This is a genomic window from Bifidobacterium xylocopae, from assembly GCF_003315615.1.
GTDB classification, from domain to species: Bacteria; Actinomycetota; Actinomycetes; order Actinomycetales; family Bifidobacteriaceae; genus Bombiscardovia; species Bombiscardovia xylocopae.
Map to the genome: position 1 here is coordinate 164,530 of NZ_PDCH01000002.1, position 15,395 is coordinate 179,924.

Genomic DNA, 15,395 nt, shown 5'->3' on the forward strand with positions numbered 1-15,395 from the left:
TTCGAACAGTTGGCGTGACGGCTGGGGGAGGAGACCATGACAGAACGGACCCCGCGGCAAACCAGGCAGAAAGAGGCCATACGCCGAGTTCTTCGTGCACAGAGTGAGTTCGTCTCCGCCCAGGAGTTGCACACGCTTCTGGAACAGGCGGGAGAACCCGTCGGGCTGGCGACCGTCTACCGCCAGTTGGCGGCCTTGGCCAAAAGCGGTTCCGTCGACACCATCGAGCACAAAGGTTCCCAGCTTTACCGCCTGTGTGCGGCCCAGCGCCGACACCACCACCATCTGGTCTGCGAATCCTGTGGCCGGACAGTGGAGATTGACCCGCCGAATGAGGAATGGCTGCGCTCCTTGGCGTCGGCCCAAGGCTTTACGGTGGCCTCCCACACACTGGAGGTCTATGGGCTTTGTTCAGCCTGTCAGGGGCTGCTTGCCTAGCCCTTCGCCTTGTCTGGCTCCTGGGCGTCTTCCGGTTCATTGGGGGTGTGCGTCTCCGTAGGCGCTGTCCGAGGCGCTGGGGTCGTCTGTTCCTTATGGTTTGCCCTGCCATGGTTGTCGGAGTCGGTTTTGCCTGTGCCGGCTTTGTCCTTACCGTGTCTTCCGGCTTTGTCTTCCTTGGCTGGCCGAAGGGTCTTAAGCGCCTCCAGGGCCTGTGACGCCTTCAAATCGGGCAGGTACGCCTGCAGGACAGCCAGGCCGATTTGGACCAGCTGTGCCGGGTCGGGGTAGCAGATGTAGACAGGGTGTTCGGATGGCTGGAACTTCTTCTTGAAGAAGAACAGAGACTTGAAGCCGTATGCCGGTTCCATCAGGTCGGCCAGCAGCTGCATGGCGTGTTGGAGGATGAGCGGTGTGTTCTCGCCCTGGTTGTCACGTTCGGGGTTCATTCCCGCCAGGGGCGCGGCGGACAGGCTCATGAACTCCACCTGTCCTTCGTCCCGAAGCCGTTCGGCCATGCGGGCGATCAGGAACTCCATGATCCCGTTGGGTGAGTCGGTCCGGTGGCGCATGAAGTCCAAGGTCCAACCGATCACCTTGCCTTCGCGATAGGTGGGCATCCAGGAGGTGACACCCAGGACCGTGCCCTCGGAATCGATCGCGTACAGCAGTGCCACGCGGGGGTCGCGCAGCTCGTCGAGGCCACCCAGGGTGAACTTCATTTCGGGCAGGGCCTTGAGTTCGGCCCACTGTTCGGAGATGGCCACGATCTGTGACTGCACGTCCCATGGGGCGTCGTTGAATGTGGACAGCTCGTCGTGGTAGCCGCTCTTTTTGGCCTTGTTGATGGCCGTACGGATGTCCTGCCATTTCTTGCCGCGCGTCTCCCACTCCGAAGGTGTGACCACCATTTCTGAGCCCACCTCGAGAGAGGTCCATCCGTGTGCGGTCAACTCGTCGCGCTGACCCTTGTGGATGGAGTAGAAGACCGGCGACCAGGAGTGATCGGTGCAATAGTGCCAGAACTCGTGCAGGTCCGCCGTGTACTCGTCCGGATCCCCGAAGGGGCCGGTGGTGGTCAGTGCGATGCCGTGCAGGACCCGGTAGGCGATGGCCGATCGTCCGGAGGGGGAGAACCAGTAGTTGTTGCCTTCCCAGGTGGTCATGAAAGTCATGGATTCGCCTCCGGCCTCGACCAGGGTGTTGGCCTCCAGCCGCTCGTTCTCGTTTTGGAGCACCGAGCTACGCATCCAGGAGAGCAGGACCGCCAGTACGATCAGCCAGAAGACGAAGCCGACGGCGTTGTTGATCACCAGACCGGTGAGGGTGTGGGGTATGAAGCGGGGGCGGAAGCGGCTGGCTACGCCATTGGTCAGGTAGCGGGTCGGCAGTTCGGCCAGAGCCATGGTGAGTGTGGGTCTGGGTTTGAAGGAGCCGGGTGAAAGGGTGACTGCGGAAAGGTAGAGGGCGGCTGTGGCCAGTGCAGCCAGAGCTATGACAGTGGAGCCTGCGCGTAGACGGCTGGGTTTGGTGCGTACCGGGAAATAGCGCATGTAGCGGCAGATGAAGTAAGCAAACACCAGGGGTGGCATGGCTATGGCCAACAGCGAGGGGATGGCGCCGTGGCGCACCGCCCTGGTCAGGCCCTCACCCATGGTCAGGGGGACCAGCAGGTAGTAGACCACGGCTAGAGCCACGGTCAGACCGTTGAGGACCAGGCTGGTCATGGCCGCGACACGGCGACCGTGGTATATGCCCCAGGAGACGACCAGCATGACTGCGGTGGGAACCAGGAGGCCGACGAAGGTCGAGGCGGTCACGGGGCGCGTCAGACCGTACTGGGCATAGCAGGAGGCTTCGGAGTTGGTCCGCAGGCAGGCGGCGAGTCTGATGGTGCTGCTGGGGCCTGGACCCATGAACATACCCAGCGGGGTGAATACGCCGGCGCGCACTTTCGAGGAGGCCGTGATGATCGGCCCCAGGGCCAGGACCGTGGAGATGGCTCCCAACATGTGGCGGGTCTCGTAGGAGGAGCGCCGTCCGGCAAGGGCGCGGTCGGTGATGGGGCCATGCCAGATCCGACCGGTCAGGTGTCCGATCAGAGCGGCGGCGAGGGCGCAGTAATTGCCGGGATTTCCGGTGTACAGCACCAGTAGGATCAACGAGGTATAGCCGATCAGATTGATTCGTCGCCGCCACAGGAGGTTGCTGAAGGCGCCGGCGGCCATCAGGGCCCCAATCACCAGGATCACCGGGTTGAGCGACATCGGTATGCGCACAAACCATGGCCAGTGGGATTGCACGTCGTTGATGGCGGCGCAGATGGCCAGGCCGGCCGCGGCGCCGGAGACAGCCGAGATGAGCGAGGCCAGGATCATCCGCCTGCGGCCCAGCCTGGTCTCGGCTATGCACAGGATCAGGAGGACCAGGGCTGCGTCGATGATGAGCTGGAGGGGGCCGGAGGTGACGAAGAGTGTGGTCAGGAGCTTGCCGAACTGCTCCGTGAGACCGGGCTGGTGGGGGACGCCACCCTGTGAGGGCGGGGTCGGCCTGGTCAGGAAGTCCGCCAACGGCATGCCGGCGCGCTTGGCTCGTGGCACTTTCAGCAGCAGGTATGCCAGCCATGCGAACGCGTTGATGACCACCAGGGCAAGGGTGGAGCAGACGGCCACGGCATGGAGGCGCAGCCAGTGCCTCAGGTCGTCCATGAGGACGGACAGGGCGGATTTCTCCATGCTGCTGGGTCCTACGTGCGTTGCGCTCATGCTTGCTCTTTTCGTTCCTACTTGTTGATGCTGATACGTCTGATGCCGCTGTATTGGTCAAGATCTTTGGACATGGGCCCCAAGCCCATCCGCTCACCCATCCACTCCAGGCCCGGTTGCCAGCTCGCCTTGACCGCGTGCCAGTCGTGACCGCTGTCCTTGGCCACGACCGCCTCGACGTCCATGCCGGCCTTGTAGGCCGCCTGGGCGATTTCGGTCATGCTGCGGATGGACTCGGGGTCGCGTTCCCCCGCTCCGGTGAAGAGGAGCTGATGGGATGGGGCGTGGCGTGCGATGGCCGTGGTCGGGACCTGAGCCTGGAAGGCTTGCGCATCGCCATGGAAATAGTCGCGAATCATCGCGTCCTTGGATCCCTGCTTGGGTTCAAGCTCTCCGTCGGCCGGCAGCATGGCACCATAGATGTGAGGGTGGCGGGGGGCCAGCTGCGTAGAGCAGGTCCCACCCTGGGAGAAGCCGCCGATGGCCCACATACCGGCATTCGTGGCTACGGGAAGGTTGCTTTTGATCCAGTCGGGCACATCACGGGTTAGGTAGGTCTCGGCCTTGCCGTACACCGGCGAATCCACGCACAGGCTGTTGCGTTTGGATCCTCCGTTCTGGTCGGGGGAGACGACGATTGGAGCCAGGCCGTTGTGCCTGGATGCATAGGCGTCCAGCATGCCTTGGATGCCGCCGGCGGTGAACAGTCGATCAGGGGACCCGGGCTGGCCGGCCAGGAGAACGAAGACCGGCAGGGCGGGTGGCTGGTCACTCAGGGCCGCCGGCGGTAGGTAGATGTCGGCTGTGCGGGCGCCGAAGCGGGAGATATGGTTCGGGATATCGAAGGAATAGGACTTTCCCTTGGAGGGGTGTCGGGGGACCTGGCCTTTAGCGGCCAGTTCCCGCCATTGCTTGACGCTCATCCGGGCCTTGGCCGGTTGCGTGGGGGCGAGACGGGGATAGATGGGTACCGCGAAGACGGAACCAAGGGTGGTGTATTCGCCATAGATCATGTCCACCCGTAGTGCGGTGGCCAGGATGACCGGCAGGATCATCAGCGATGCCAGGACGCGCCTGAATCCATGATTCAGGACAAGGCTGGCGATTACGAAGCCCATGGCCGCGAACCCTGCTGCGACGGCCCAGATGACCAACCAGCCCAGGCTTACGTCGAAGAGCATGAACACATCTGAGACCAGCCAGGTCGCCAGTAGACCCGCCGCACCCACGGTCAGGGTCGTGATGAGCTCGCGGGTCAGAGCCTTCCATCTGCGTTCGACGAGTTGGGTGATGAGCAGCGCCAGCAGCCCCAGGCCGGCCAGGCCGAACACGGCGAACGGGAGCCAGCCTATGAGCAGGTGGATCCTGGCAAACCATTTGAGCATGACGACCTTTCCTCCCCATCAGTCTATCCCCGGCAACGATTGCTCCGGCGGTCATGGAGCGTCCCAGTCGGCACGGGAGCTTATCACGGGGCCCGGAGCGGAGCGGCGGTCCGGTGGTGCTTGCTATGGTTAATGATAACAAGTCTCAATAATGCGCCGGCGGGGGTTCACGAGCTTCTGCCTATGAGAGAGAAGAACATGGAGGCAGGCGAGTGTCGAATGGACGAGCCCTTGCGTATGCGGAACGGATTCTGTGTCGGTCACGGCCCATTCTGGGGGCTGTCCTGGCCATGGCCTTGATTCTGCCGTTGGCTGGTTGCGGGGCGGCCAAGAGCGCGAGCGGTCCGATATCGGTCGTCTCCGGCATCGGGCAGTGGGCCTCCATGGCCAGGCAGTTGGGGGGGGACAAGGTCGATGCCCGACCGGTGATCGCCAATCCCAATGCCGATGCACATGACTACGAGCCAACCACCCAGGATATCGCCCTGATCGGCCGGGCGGACCTGGTCGTGGTGAACGGGGCCGGTTATGACGCCTGGGCCGGGAAGGCGGCCGATGCCGCGGAGGTCATGTCGGTCAATGTGGCGGACAGCTCGGGGCACAAGTCCGGCGATAACCCTCACCTGTGGTTCTCGTCCCAGGCCAGGGCCAAGGCCGCCCGCGCGATCAGCTTGGCTTACCAGGAGCTGCGGCCCGCCGATAAGGACTATTTCAGCCACAGGTACAAGCTCTGGCAGGAGGGGGAGCGCGATCTCTCCGAGCGCATGGAACAGGCCGCCGTCCGCATCGGGGGAGGGGGTTACGCGGCCACGGAGTCGGCCGCCGACTATCTGGCACAAGATCTTGGGCTGTCGGATCGCACGCCCGCCGGGTATCTGCGTGCAGCCGCGAACGAAAGCGAACCATCCCCGGCCGACATTCAGGAATTCAACGGGGTGCTGTCCTCTTCGCAGGTCAAGCTTCTGGTCTTCAATGACCAGGAGGCCAACGAGATCAGCAGACAGCTGGTCTCAGCGGCGGACCGGGCCGGGCTGCCGGTTGTGCGGGTCAGCGAGCAGATGCCGGCCCGGTTCGTGAATCTGGAGGATTGGATCGGCGACCTGGCCGATGCTTTCGGCCGGGCTGCCGACTGAATGACGAGCCAGGCAGTGGGAGCCCCGCGTTCACTGGTCGGGGGCCTTGTCTTGGAGACTATGGAGAATGGGCCACTATGTGCGAAGAACCAAAGGCTGTGACCAACCCATCGGACGCTGAGCATACGGTGAGCGTTACTGATGTCGGCGTGGCCGGGACCTGCCAGGATGCCGAAGGGGTAGGCACCGGAGCCAGGCGCGGCCGGCTTGGGTTCCGCCTGCATGGTTCGATGACCCTACCCGCCTGGGCGTACGTCCTGCTCTTTATCCTGTTCGACGCGTTGGCCGTGGCCATGCTTCAATGGGGTGTGACCCTGTCGTCCTCACGTGTGGCGCTGTCCAACCCCTTGATCGGTTTCTGGGGATTCGTTTCGGCCATGTGGACCAGCCAACGGTTCGTCTTTGTGCTGAACCTGCTGGCCATAGGGCTTGTCTACCTGATTGTGCTCTTCCTGACGAATCGCTTCTGGGTTGCCACGCCGGTCCTGTTGGTGGCCGCCGCCCTGATCTCGGTGATCGAGCACTTCAAAGTGGTCTCGCGTTACGAGGCGGTCCTGCCTTCCGACCTGGATTTCCTGCACGCGGACGCAGGCAATATCATGACGTTTCTGCCCGCGGGCTCCACCTGGGTCATCGTGGCCGCCCTGATCGCGATCGCTATCATGATCCTGGCCTCGGTGCTGCTGGGCAGGGCCGACCGACGCCGGGGGCGAGTGGTGGCGACCGGCAACAGGCGCCTGGGTGCCTCCATCCGCTTTGCCGGTGTCCTGGTGCCGGCCCTGGTCCTGTCCCTGTTCATGTCGGCGGTGGGCACCTACGGCAGCTGGGCCAATTCCTTCTCCCGATGGATGGGCGACCTGCCATCCATGTGGGATTCGGTCTACGACTCCCAACGCAACGGCACGTTCATCTCCTTCTCCCGCCAGCTCAACCCCAAGGTGATGGACCGCCCCTCTGATTACAGCCAGGCGACAATGGAGACCCTCGCCCGGCGTTACGCCAAGGAAGCGCAGGCCATCAACGCCAAGCGGTCCACCTACATGGATGAGTCCACGGTCGTCTACATCCTTTCGGAGTCATTCTCGGATCCCACCCGGGTGCCCGGATTGCATGTGAATATGGACCCCATGCCGAATATCCGCGCACTCAAGCGGAACACCACATCCGGCCTCATGCTTTCCGCGGGCTATGGCGGTGGAACGGCGAACATGGAGTTCATGGCCCTGACTGGACTGTCCATGGCGAACTTCGACCCCTCGCTGACCAGCCCTTACCAGCAGGTGGTGCCCGACCTCAAATGGGTGCCCACCGTCAACCAGATTTGGGGGGCGCCGAAGAACTCCCAGGCTTTCCACCCCTATGAGCCCTCCATGTATTCGCGTGCACAGAACTACAAGACATTCGGGTTCTCGCACTTCTACTCGTTGGCAGGCCGGGACGTGATCGCCCACCAGGACCATATCGGCTCCTCCCCGTATGTCAGCGACAAGTCCGCCTACGACTCGGCCCTGGAGAAGATGGGGTCCAGCAGGGCCCGCCAGTTCGTTGAAATCATCACGATGCAGAACCACATGCCCTACAACGATTGGTATGTCGGCAACCCCTACCAGGTGTCGGCCGACGACGGTTCGCAGCCCCTGGGCGACGATGAGGCCAGCTCCATACGCACTTACGCCAAGGGTGTCAACCTGACCGACCAGGCCACGCGGGGCTTCCTGGATTCAATCGAAAGGATCGGCAAGCCTGTCACCGTCGTTTTCTACGGGGATCACCTGCCCGGAATCTACACCACGGCCGGCGCCGATCAGAACAACTCACTGGCCCTGCATCTGACCGACTACTTCATCTGGTCGAACAAGGCCTCGGCGGCACGGGACACCAACCTGGAGGGTTCGGCCTACACGTCGCCCAACTTCTTCACCGCGCAAACGGCCGAGCACATGGATGCCAAGGTCTCGCCCTACCTGGCCTTCCTGACCAGGCTGCGGGGCAAGGTGGCAGCCATGGAGCCGCCGGTGGTCAACCAGATTCAAGGCTGGGAGCGCATCCCCGACGGCCAGACCATCTACCTGGACGGCCATGGCAAGCCCATGGACGCGCGAGGATTCGATAAGGAGACCAGGCGGCTCCTGCACGACTACAAGCTCATCCAATACGACATCATGGCCGGCAAGCACTACCTCAAACAGGCGTCATTCACACAGGCGCCCACCCGCGCAGCCGACGAGGCGGCGGCCCGCAAGGCCCAGCAGCGTCGGGAGGCCAAGAAGGAGAACGGCGGTTCCGAATCGCCGCAGGCCCCCGTGCAGAACTCGGCTCAATGAGTTGCCGATTCCGATATGTGGACGCGGATGTGCCCAGGGGTCGTCCCCGGGGCGCGACCAGTTGGCTCGGCGATAGGTAAGCATAGATTTCTTCTATAGCGTCCGGCTTGCCGGCCTTCCGGGGGAGGTCCTAAGCTGGCGGTCAGCCGGGGCCGGGTGGCACAGGTCCGGCCGATCGAGGAAAGAACGCGGGAGCGAGGGTACGTGGACAGGCATGAGACGCAGACGGGACGGGCGGTCATCACCATGTCGCACGTAAGCAAGGTCTACCACTCGGATGAGGAGGGCGATCGGACGGCTCTGGCGGATGTGAGCCTGACGGTTGACAAAGGTGACGTCTTCGGCATCATCGGCCTGTCCGGCGCTGGCAAATCCACCCTGGTGAGGTGCCTGAACGGCCTGGAGGACTACCAGGGTGGCTCGGTCAAGGTCCGGGGCCGTGAGGTCGGCGATTTGGACGCCCGGGGGCTGAGGGCCCTGCGCCAGAGGACCGGCATGATTTTCCAACACTTTAACCTGATGCCCTCGCGCACCCTGCTGGGTAATGTCGCGCTGCCCTTGGGGAATTCGGGTTTGGGCCGCAGCGAGCGTGAGGCCCGGGCCCGGGAGCTCCTGGATTTGGTGGGGCTGGCGGACCTGGCCGACTCCTATCCGGCCGAGCTTTCCGGGGGTCAGCAGCAGCGGGTGGCCATTGCACGCGCTCTGGCCAACAAGCCCGATATCCTCCTGTCCGACGAGGCCACCTCCGCGCTCGATCCGAACACGACCAAGTCCATCCTGGCCCTCCTGCGCCGCTTGCACGACGAACTGGGCATCACCGTGGTCATGATCACCCATGAGATGGCTGTCGTCCGTCAGATCTGCAACCGGTTGGCCGTCATTGACCAGGGCAGGATCGTTGAGGAGGGTAGCGTCTTCGATATCTTCGCCAATCCCCAGGCGGCACTCACGCGCTCATTCGTCGCCACCACATCCAACCTGGACAGGGTCGGTGAACTGATCGAGGCCGGTTCCCCGATTGTCCAGCTGCGGCCCGGGCAGATCCTCCTGCGGATGAGATTTACTTCCAGGACGGTCGACCAGGCCATGGTCTCCACCATCTCCCGCCGCTTCGACCTGGATGTCAACATCATCTTCGGTGATGTGGATGTGGTCTCCGGTTCCCAGCTGGGGGGGCTGGTGGTCCGCCTGGAGGGGTCGGCCGCTCATGTGGCGCAGGCCATGGAATACATGAAAGCCCACGATGTAGGAATCGAGGTGTTGGACCGTGGCTGACATGCTCTCATCCTGGTTCCCCAATGTCGCCAGTCGTCTGCCCGAGTTCTTCGACTCCTTTGTGCAGACCCTGATCATGGTGGGTGTCTCCGGTGCCGTCTCCTTCGTCCTTTCGGTCGCGATCGGCGTGGGCCTGGTCGTCACCCGGCGCGGAGGCATCAAACGCAACGGTTTCCTGTTCAACTTACTTGATAAACTCATCGACCTCTTCCGCTCCATACCCTTCATCATCCTGGCCGCCGCCCTGGTGCCGGTCACCCGGTTGATGATGGGCACGGCTATAGGGCCAAGGGGTGCCGTCTTCCCCCTGGTCGTGGGCATCACCCCCTTCTTCTCCCGGCAGATCGAGTCCGCCCTGTCCTCAGTGGATCCGGGACTGGTGGAAGCCGCCGAATCCATGGGCATGACCGGCTGGCAGATCATCCGCCACGTCTACCTGCGTGAGGGTATTCCTTCGATCATCCGCGTGAGTACCATCACGATCATCTCCCTGATCGGCGAGACCGCGACGGTAGGCATCGTCGGTGGCGGCGGCCTGGGCGACTTCGCGATCCGCCTGGGCTATCAGAGATACATGTACGACGTGACCTGGGCCACGATCATCGTTCTGGTGGTCCTGATCGCAGTCATCGAACTCTTCGGCCGCCTCCTGGCCGAGGTCGTCGAGCACTGAACGGTCCGACCGGCAGCGGTCGCGGAGCCGGGGGCAAGGGAAGGCAAGGAACCATGGCAAGGAAGTCGTCTGGCAGGAAGCGCAGGGCTAAGGTGGAGCTGACAGTCCTGTCGGCCCTCATCGTCCTGGCCCTGGTCGCCGTCTGCGGGGTATCCTACCGCCTGCATGGCGGCCACGAAGGCGACACCGAGGTCAGGATAGCGGTGATCGGTTCCTCGGATGACCAGATCTGGCAGGCCGTACAGACGGAGCTGGACCGGCGTGGCGACAGGATACACATAACCCTCAAACCCTTCCAGGACGCCATATACCTCGATCAGGTCCTGAGCAACCGGGAGGTGGACCTGAATGCCGGTGAACACTATGCTTTCCTGGAAAGCGACATCAAGACGAACGGCTATCGCCTGACCCCGATAGGAGATACGTACATCTCGCCGATGAACCTGTATTCGAAGCGCTACAGAAGCGCGCACGACTTTCCCGAAGGCGCCAAGGTCGCCATCCCCAACAACACCACCAACATGGGGCGGGCGCTGAAGGTGCTTGAAAGGGCCGGGCTGATCGGCTTGAGGGACCCAAAGACCACAACGCCGGTGCCCGAGGATATTGTGGATAATCCCAACCATTTGGTCATCGAGCAGACGGACCCGGCGGGAATCGTCAACCTGCTGCCTGACTATGCGGGGGGAGTGGTCAACGCCAACTTCGTGATCGACGCCGGTATGAAGGTGACCGATGCCATCTATCAGGTGCCGTACGATCTGAAGGATCCGGCCAACCATCCGTATGTCAATATAATCGTCGCCAATTCCGACCGCAGGTCGGACCCGGTCTGCCGCAAGGTCGTGGCCGCCTACCATTCCAAGGCGGTGGCGGACACCATCAACCGCATCTACAAGGGCGCCTCGGTGCCTGCTTTCGCCTACTGAACCGTGCCGGTATCCGTGTCTGGGCGAGACGCGGGGCCCTCGCCCAGACCTTGGGGCACAATAGGATGGTGGTGGACGGCGCGATTCGGTTGCGCCTGAGTGTGCGGACCGACCGGCGGACCGAGAGGCGGGGAGAGCATGGGTGAAATAGTGGACATCGACCAGGAATCACTGGCCGGCCTCAAACGGGTGATCGCCGCCGGCGGCCTGGCGGTCATCCCCACCGACACGGTCTATGGCATCGTCTGCGACCCCTTCAACGACCGGGCCATCGATGCCCTGTTCGCGGCCAAGGAGAGGCCGAGGACCAAGTCCTTGCAAATACTGCTCCCATCAGTGGCCGACATCGATCGGTTGGGGTTGGACTTGCCTGCCCCTTTGGACAGCTTGGCCGCACGTTTCCTGCCGGGTGCCTTCTCTCCGGTCTGTCGGGCCAGGACCGGCTGCCGTCTGCGGACCCTGCGGCATGATGCGGATGGTCGTACCCAGGCTGTGCGGGTGCCTGCATGCGAGCCTTGCCTGGCGGCCCTCGCGGCAGCCGGCCCCCTGGCTGCGTCCTCTGCCAACATCTCGGGCCAACCCAGTGTGCAGACGGTCCAGGAGGCATACGGGCAGTTGGGGGAGCGGGTGGACCTCTACCTGGATGGCGGTCCTACGCCCGGTCCTACGCCTTCGACCGTCGTCGCGGCCGATGCTGGCGCCCCGGCCGGATTCGTCGTTCTGAGGGAGGGCGCGATTGCCTCAGCCGCCATCGCCGCCGCCCTCTCCGGTTCAATCGGGGATGACCGCCGATGAGGGTCTACCTATTCATTGCGGCCATCGCCGGCGGGGCCACCTGGCTTCTGACGCCCCTGATCCGTCACCTGGCCATCAGGATCGGAGCGGTCGGTCAAGTGCGCGCCCGTGATGTGCATACAGTGCCCACTGCACGTATGGGTGGCCTGGCCATGCTCCTGGGATTCGCGGTGGCCATGCTCTTCGCCTCCCGCATCACCTTCATTTCAGGCCTCTTCCAGGTCGGTCACCAGGCATGGGTCGTCCTGGGGGGCGCGGTGGCCATCTGCCTGCTGGGCATGGCTGATGACCTGTGGGACCTGGACTGGATGCTCAAGTTGGCCGGTCAGCTCCTGGTCTCGGTCTTCGTCTCATGGGGGGGTCTGCAGATCATCTCCCTGCCCTTGGGTTCCCTGGTCACCGCCTCGCCCTCTTTGTCCATGGCCATAACCGCATTCCTGATCGTGGCCTCGATCAATGCGGTCAACTTTGTGGATGGCCTGGATGGACTCTCCTCGGGCATCGTGGCCATCGGTGGCATCGCCTTCGCGATCTACTCCTATGTGATCGCCAGGTTCTCGCCTTCCTACGCCTCCATGGCCACCTTGATCGACGTGGCCCTGGTGGGCATCTGCGTGGGTTTCCTGCTCCATAACTGGCACCCGGCCAAGCTTTTCATGGGCGATTCGGGCTCCATGCTTCTGGGCTACCTGATCACCTGCGCTTCGATCGTGGTCACCGGCCGCCTGGACCCGGCGACCATTCACACTTCGATCTATCTGCCGGCCCTTATGCCCATCCTCCTGCCGATCCTGGTTCTTTTCCTGCCGGTGCTCGACATGTGCCTGGCCATCGTGCGTCGCCTGAGCAAAGGCCAATCGCCCATGCACCCCGACCGGATGCACCTGCACCACCGGATGCTCAGGATCGGGCATTCGGTGCAGTCTGCCGTGCTGATCCTGTGGGGATGGGCCGCCCTCTTCTCATTCGGCTCCCTGTCCATCCTATTCGTGCCGGTCCGCTACGCTTTCCTGGGTCTTTTGGCTGCTGCGGCACTCCTCACCGTCGCCACCCTCTTCCCCTACTATCTGCGTCGGTTGCCTGAAATCAAGCGGGAGAACGCCGCCATTTCCGCCGCCAAGGCCGAGCACGGAGCCTCCCGGTCGACGCCGGGGAAGCGTGGCGGCGGCGGGCGGTACGGCGGCTGACTTTAGTGTCGTAAGTCCTGTTTCCGTCGCTGGGCGCTTGTATCATGCCGTTATGGCTACACTGAATCCTTCCTCAGATCAATCCTCCTACCAGCCTCTCCCCACCAAGTTCCAAAAGCTCGGCTTGGCCTACGACGATGTCCTTCTGCTGCCCAACGAGTCGGACGTCATTCCTTCGCAAGTGGACACCAGCACCCGTCTGACCAGGCGTATCACGATGAAGTCGCCCATACTTTCGGCGGCCATGGATACGGTCACCGAGGCCCCTATGGCGATTGCCATGGCCCGCAACGGCGGCATCGGTGTGCTCCACCGCAACCTGAGCATCGAGGACCAAGCCAACCAGGTCGATCGTGTAAAGCGGTCCGAGTCGGGCATGATCTCCGATCCGCTGACCGTCACGCCGGACGCCACGCTGGCCGAGTTGGATAAGCTGTGCGCCAGTTACAAGGTCTCCGGCCTACCCGTCGTCGATGGTGACCGGCGGCTCGTGGGCATCATCACCAACCGCGATATGCGTTTCGTCAACGCGGACGACTACGACCGGCTCAAGGTCAGGGATGTGATGACCAAGGACCACCTGATCACCGGGCCGGCCGACATCACCAAGGACGACGCTCATGCGATCCTGGCCAAGTACAAGGTGGAGAAACTCCCGCTGGTCGACGGTCAGGGCCGGTTGTCCGGGCTGATCACGGTCAAGGACTTCGTCAAGACCGAGCAGTACCCCAACGCGACCAAGGACGAACAGGGCCGGCTACGGGTGGCGGCGGCCGTGGGCTTTTTCGGTGACTCATGGGACCGCATCACCGCGCTGAAGGACGCGGGGGTGGACGTGCTGGTGGTGGACACCGCCCACGGCCACGCCAAGCTCATGCTTGACATGATTCGCCGTATCAAGGCGGACCACGCCTTCGACGGCATCGACGTGATCGGTGGAAACGTCGCCACCCGCGAAGGCGCCCAGGCCCTGATAGATGCGGGCGTCGACGCGGTCAAGGTGGGTGTGGGCCCAGGTTCCATCTGCACCACGCGCGTGGTCGCCGGCGTGGGCGTTCCCCAGCTCACGGCCGTCTACGATGCCTCCCTGGCATGCAAGGCGGCGGGTGTGCCCCTGGTCGCCGATGGGGGTATCCACTATTCGGGAGACATCGCCAAGGCCATCGTTGCCGGTGCCGACACGGTCATGCTGGGCGGTCTATTGGCCGGCACGGCCGAGGCGCCGGGCGAGAAGGTGCTTCTGCACGGCAAGCAGTACAAGGTCTACCGGGGCATGGGATCCCTGGGAGCCATGGCTCCGCGCGGCAAGAAGTCCTACTCCAAGGACCGCTACTTCCAGGCCGACGTCACCTCCTCCGACAAGGTAGTGCCCGAGGGTGTGGAAGGCGAGGTGCCCTTCCGCGGGCCGCTCAACTACGTGCTCTACGAGCTGGTCGGCGGCCTCCACCAGACCATGTTCTACACGGGTGCCCGCACCATCGGCGAACTCCAGGAGAAGGGCCGCTTCATCCGCATCACGGACGCCGGCCTGCGTGAATCGCATCCCCATGACATCGTGATGACCAAGGAAGCTCCCAATTATTCCGGTTTCCACGACTGACATGGCGCGCCGACCGCAAACGGTCGTACGCGCGCGGTAGATTAAGGGGTTCGGTTTCCGCCTGGTGCGGGCCGGACCCCTGAGTCGTGGAACATAGTGGAAGGAAGCGGACGGATGAGCGATACAAGTGAGGAGACCTTCACCCCCGAAGAATCGCGGATGATTTGGATAGACTGCGAGATGACGGGTCTCGATATATTCCATGACGAGCTGTGCGAGGTATCGGTCGTGCCCACCGACTTCAACCTGAAGGTGCTTGACCAGGGCATCGACCTGGTCATCAGGCCCTCGGATGCCGCAGTGGCCCATATGGATGATTTCGTCCGTCATATGCACACCTCCTCGGGCCTGGTTGATGAGTGGAACAAGGACGGTCTGAGCCTGGAGGAGGCCCAGCGGCAGGTGGTGGCTTATGTCAAGCGATTCCTGCCTGAACGTGGCAAGGCCCATCTGGCCGGCAACTCCGTGGGGTCGGACAAGAAGTTCCTGGACCGCTACATGCCCGACCTGATGGGGCTGCTCCATTACCGGGTCATCGACGTCTCCACACTTAAGGAACTGGCCCGACGCTGGTACCCAGCGGTGTATGTGAACAAGCCCGCCAAACATGGCGGCCACCGGGCCCTGGCCGACATCATCGAATCCGCCGACGAGCTCCGCTACTACAGGGACATGTTCTTCGTACCCGCCCCGGGCCCTGACGCAGCCGCAGCCAAGGCCGGCGCAGGGCAGGTGGAGCGGACTTCGCTCCTGCGCTCATACGAGGCCGAAGGCAGGCCGGTTGAGGATGCCTCCACCCCGCAGAAGAGGGATTATTAGACCAGTCGGTCCCGGCGGGTTCCTCTGAAGGGGGGGGGCTTATTCCGGCAAGCCGGGAGCCCCCCCCCCCTC

General features: G+C 63.3%; 12 protein-coding genes. 10 read left to right on the top strand and 2 right to left on the bottom strand.

The window, feature by feature from the left end:
- The first annotated feature begins 36 nt into the window (after positions 1-36).
- Positions 37-438 (top strand): Fur family transcriptional regulator, encoded by a 402-nt coding sequence (locus CRD59_RS02090; protein WP_113852941.1) that lies wholly within the window; start codon positions 37-39, stop codon positions 436-438.
- On the opposite strand, the gene CRD59_RS02095 is transcribed toward CRD59_RS02090, so the two are convergent.
- Positions 435-3,203: a bifunctional lysylphosphatidylglycerol flippase/synthetase MprF gene (locus CRD59_RS02095; RefSeq protein ID WP_113852942.1), complete on the bottom strand. Its 2,769-nt coding sequence runs from the start codon at positions 3,201-3,203 to the stop codon at positions 435-437. The two genes, CRD59_RS02090 and CRD59_RS02095, sit on opposite strands and share 4 nt — an antisense overlap.
- Positions 3,204-3,220: 17 nt before the next feature.
- Positions 3,221-4,588 carry an alpha/beta hydrolase gene (locus CRD59_RS02100; RefSeq protein ID WP_113852943.1) on the bottom strand — a complete coding sequence of 456 codons (1,368 nt, stop codon included), beginning with the start codon at positions 4,586-4,588 and terminating at the stop codon, positions 3,221-3,223.
- Positions 4,589-4,800: 212 nt separating this feature from the next.
- Between CRD59_RS02100 and CRD59_RS02105 the strand changes: the two genes are divergently transcribed.
- The 9 genes from CRD59_RS02105 (at position 4,801) to orn (ending at position 15,323) form a co-directional block, all read left to right on the top strand.
- Complete coding sequence (locus CRD59_RS02105; protein ID WP_113852944.1) at positions 4,801-5,721, top strand: metal ABC transporter solute-binding protein, Zn/Mn family; 921 nt, start codon at positions 4,801-4,803, stop codon at positions 5,719-5,721.
- 230 nt (positions 5,722-5,951) lie between these two features.
- Complete coding sequence (locus CRD59_RS02110) at positions 5,952-8,045, top strand: LTA synthase family protein (RefSeq protein WP_201736524.1); 2,094 nt, start codon at positions 5,952-5,954, stop codon at positions 8,043-8,045.
- 204 nt (positions 8,046-8,249) lie between these two features.
- Positions 8,250-9,320, top strand: a complete 1,071-nt coding sequence (locus CRD59_RS02115) for a methionine ABC transporter ATP-binding protein (RefSeq protein ID WP_236632669.1) — start codon at positions 8,250-8,252, stop codon at positions 9,318-9,320.
- Position 9,321: 1 nt separating this feature from the next.
- On the top strand, positions 9,322-9,993 hold the full coding sequence (locus tag CRD59_RS02120) for a methionine ABC transporter permease (protein WP_201736525.1): 672 nt from the start codon (positions 9,322-9,324) through the stop codon (positions 9,991-9,993).
- Positions 9,994-10,046: 53 nt separating this feature from the next.
- Positions 10,047-10,922, top strand: a complete 876-nt coding sequence (locus CRD59_RS02125) for a MetQ/NlpA family ABC transporter substrate-binding protein (protein ID WP_113852947.1) — start codon at positions 10,047-10,049, stop codon at positions 10,920-10,922.
- Between the two features lie 138 nt (positions 10,923-11,060).
- Positions 11,061-11,717 (top strand): L-threonylcarbamoyladenylate synthase, encoded by a 657-nt coding sequence (locus CRD59_RS02130; protein ID WP_113852948.1) that lies wholly within the window; start codon positions 11,061-11,063, stop codon positions 11,715-11,717.
- Positions 11,714-12,904: an MraY family glycosyltransferase gene (locus CRD59_RS02135; protein ID WP_113852949.1), complete on the top strand. Its 1,191-nt coding sequence runs from the start codon at positions 11,714-11,716 to the stop codon at positions 12,902-12,904. Before CRD59_RS02130 ends, CRD59_RS02135 begins: the two co-directional genes overlap by 4 nt.
- 52 nt (positions 12,905-12,956) lie before the next feature.
- Complete coding sequence (guaB, locus tag CRD59_RS02140) at positions 12,957-14,504, top strand: IMP dehydrogenase (RefSeq protein WP_113852950.1); 1,548 nt, start codon at positions 12,957-12,959, stop codon at positions 14,502-14,504.
- Between the two features lie 114 nt (positions 14,505-14,618).
- Positions 14,619-15,323, top strand: a complete 705-nt coding sequence (orn, locus tag CRD59_RS02145) for an oligoribonuclease (RefSeq protein WP_113852951.1) — start codon at positions 14,619-14,621, stop codon at positions 15,321-15,323.
- Positions 15,324-15,395: the final 72 nt, after the last annotated feature.

Coding starts and splice junctions, on each gene's coding strand:
- CRD59_RS02090 (WP_113852941.1), top strand. CDS start 37: ATGACAGAACGGACCCCGCGGCAAACCAGGCAGAAAGAGGCCATACGC.
- CRD59_RS02095 (WP_113852942.1), bottom strand. CDS start 3,203: ATGAGCGCAACGCACGTAGGACCCAGCAGCATGGAGAAATCCGCCCTG.
- CRD59_RS02100 (WP_113852943.1), bottom strand. CDS start 4,588: ATGCTCAAATGGTTTGCCAGGATCCACCTGCTCATAGGCTGGCTCCCG.
- CRD59_RS02110 (WP_201736524.1), top strand. CDS start 5,952: ATGACCCTACCCGCCTGGGCGTACGTCCTGCTCTTTATCCTGTTCGAC.
- CRD59_RS02120 (WP_201736525.1), top strand. CDS start 9,322: ATGCTCTCATCCTGGTTCCCCAATGTCGCCAGTCGTCTGCCCGAGTTC.
- CRD59_RS02125 (WP_113852947.1), top strand. CDS start 10,047: ATGGCAAGGAAGTCGTCTGGCAGGAAGCGCAGGGCTAAGGTGGAGCTG.
- CRD59_RS02130 (WP_113852948.1), top strand. CDS start 11,061: ATGGGTGAAATAGTGGACATCGACCAGGAATCACTGGCCGGCCTCAAA.
- CRD59_RS02135 (WP_113852949.1), top strand. CDS start 11,714: ATGAGGGTCTACCTATTCATTGCGGCCATCGCCGGCGGGGCCACCTGG.
- guaB (WP_113852950.1), top strand. CDS start 12,957: ATGGCTACACTGAATCCTTCCTCAGATCAATCCTCCTACCAGCCTCTC.
- orn (WP_113852951.1), top strand. CDS start 14,619: ATGAGCGATACAAGTGAGGAGACCTTCACCCCCGAAGAATCGCGGATG.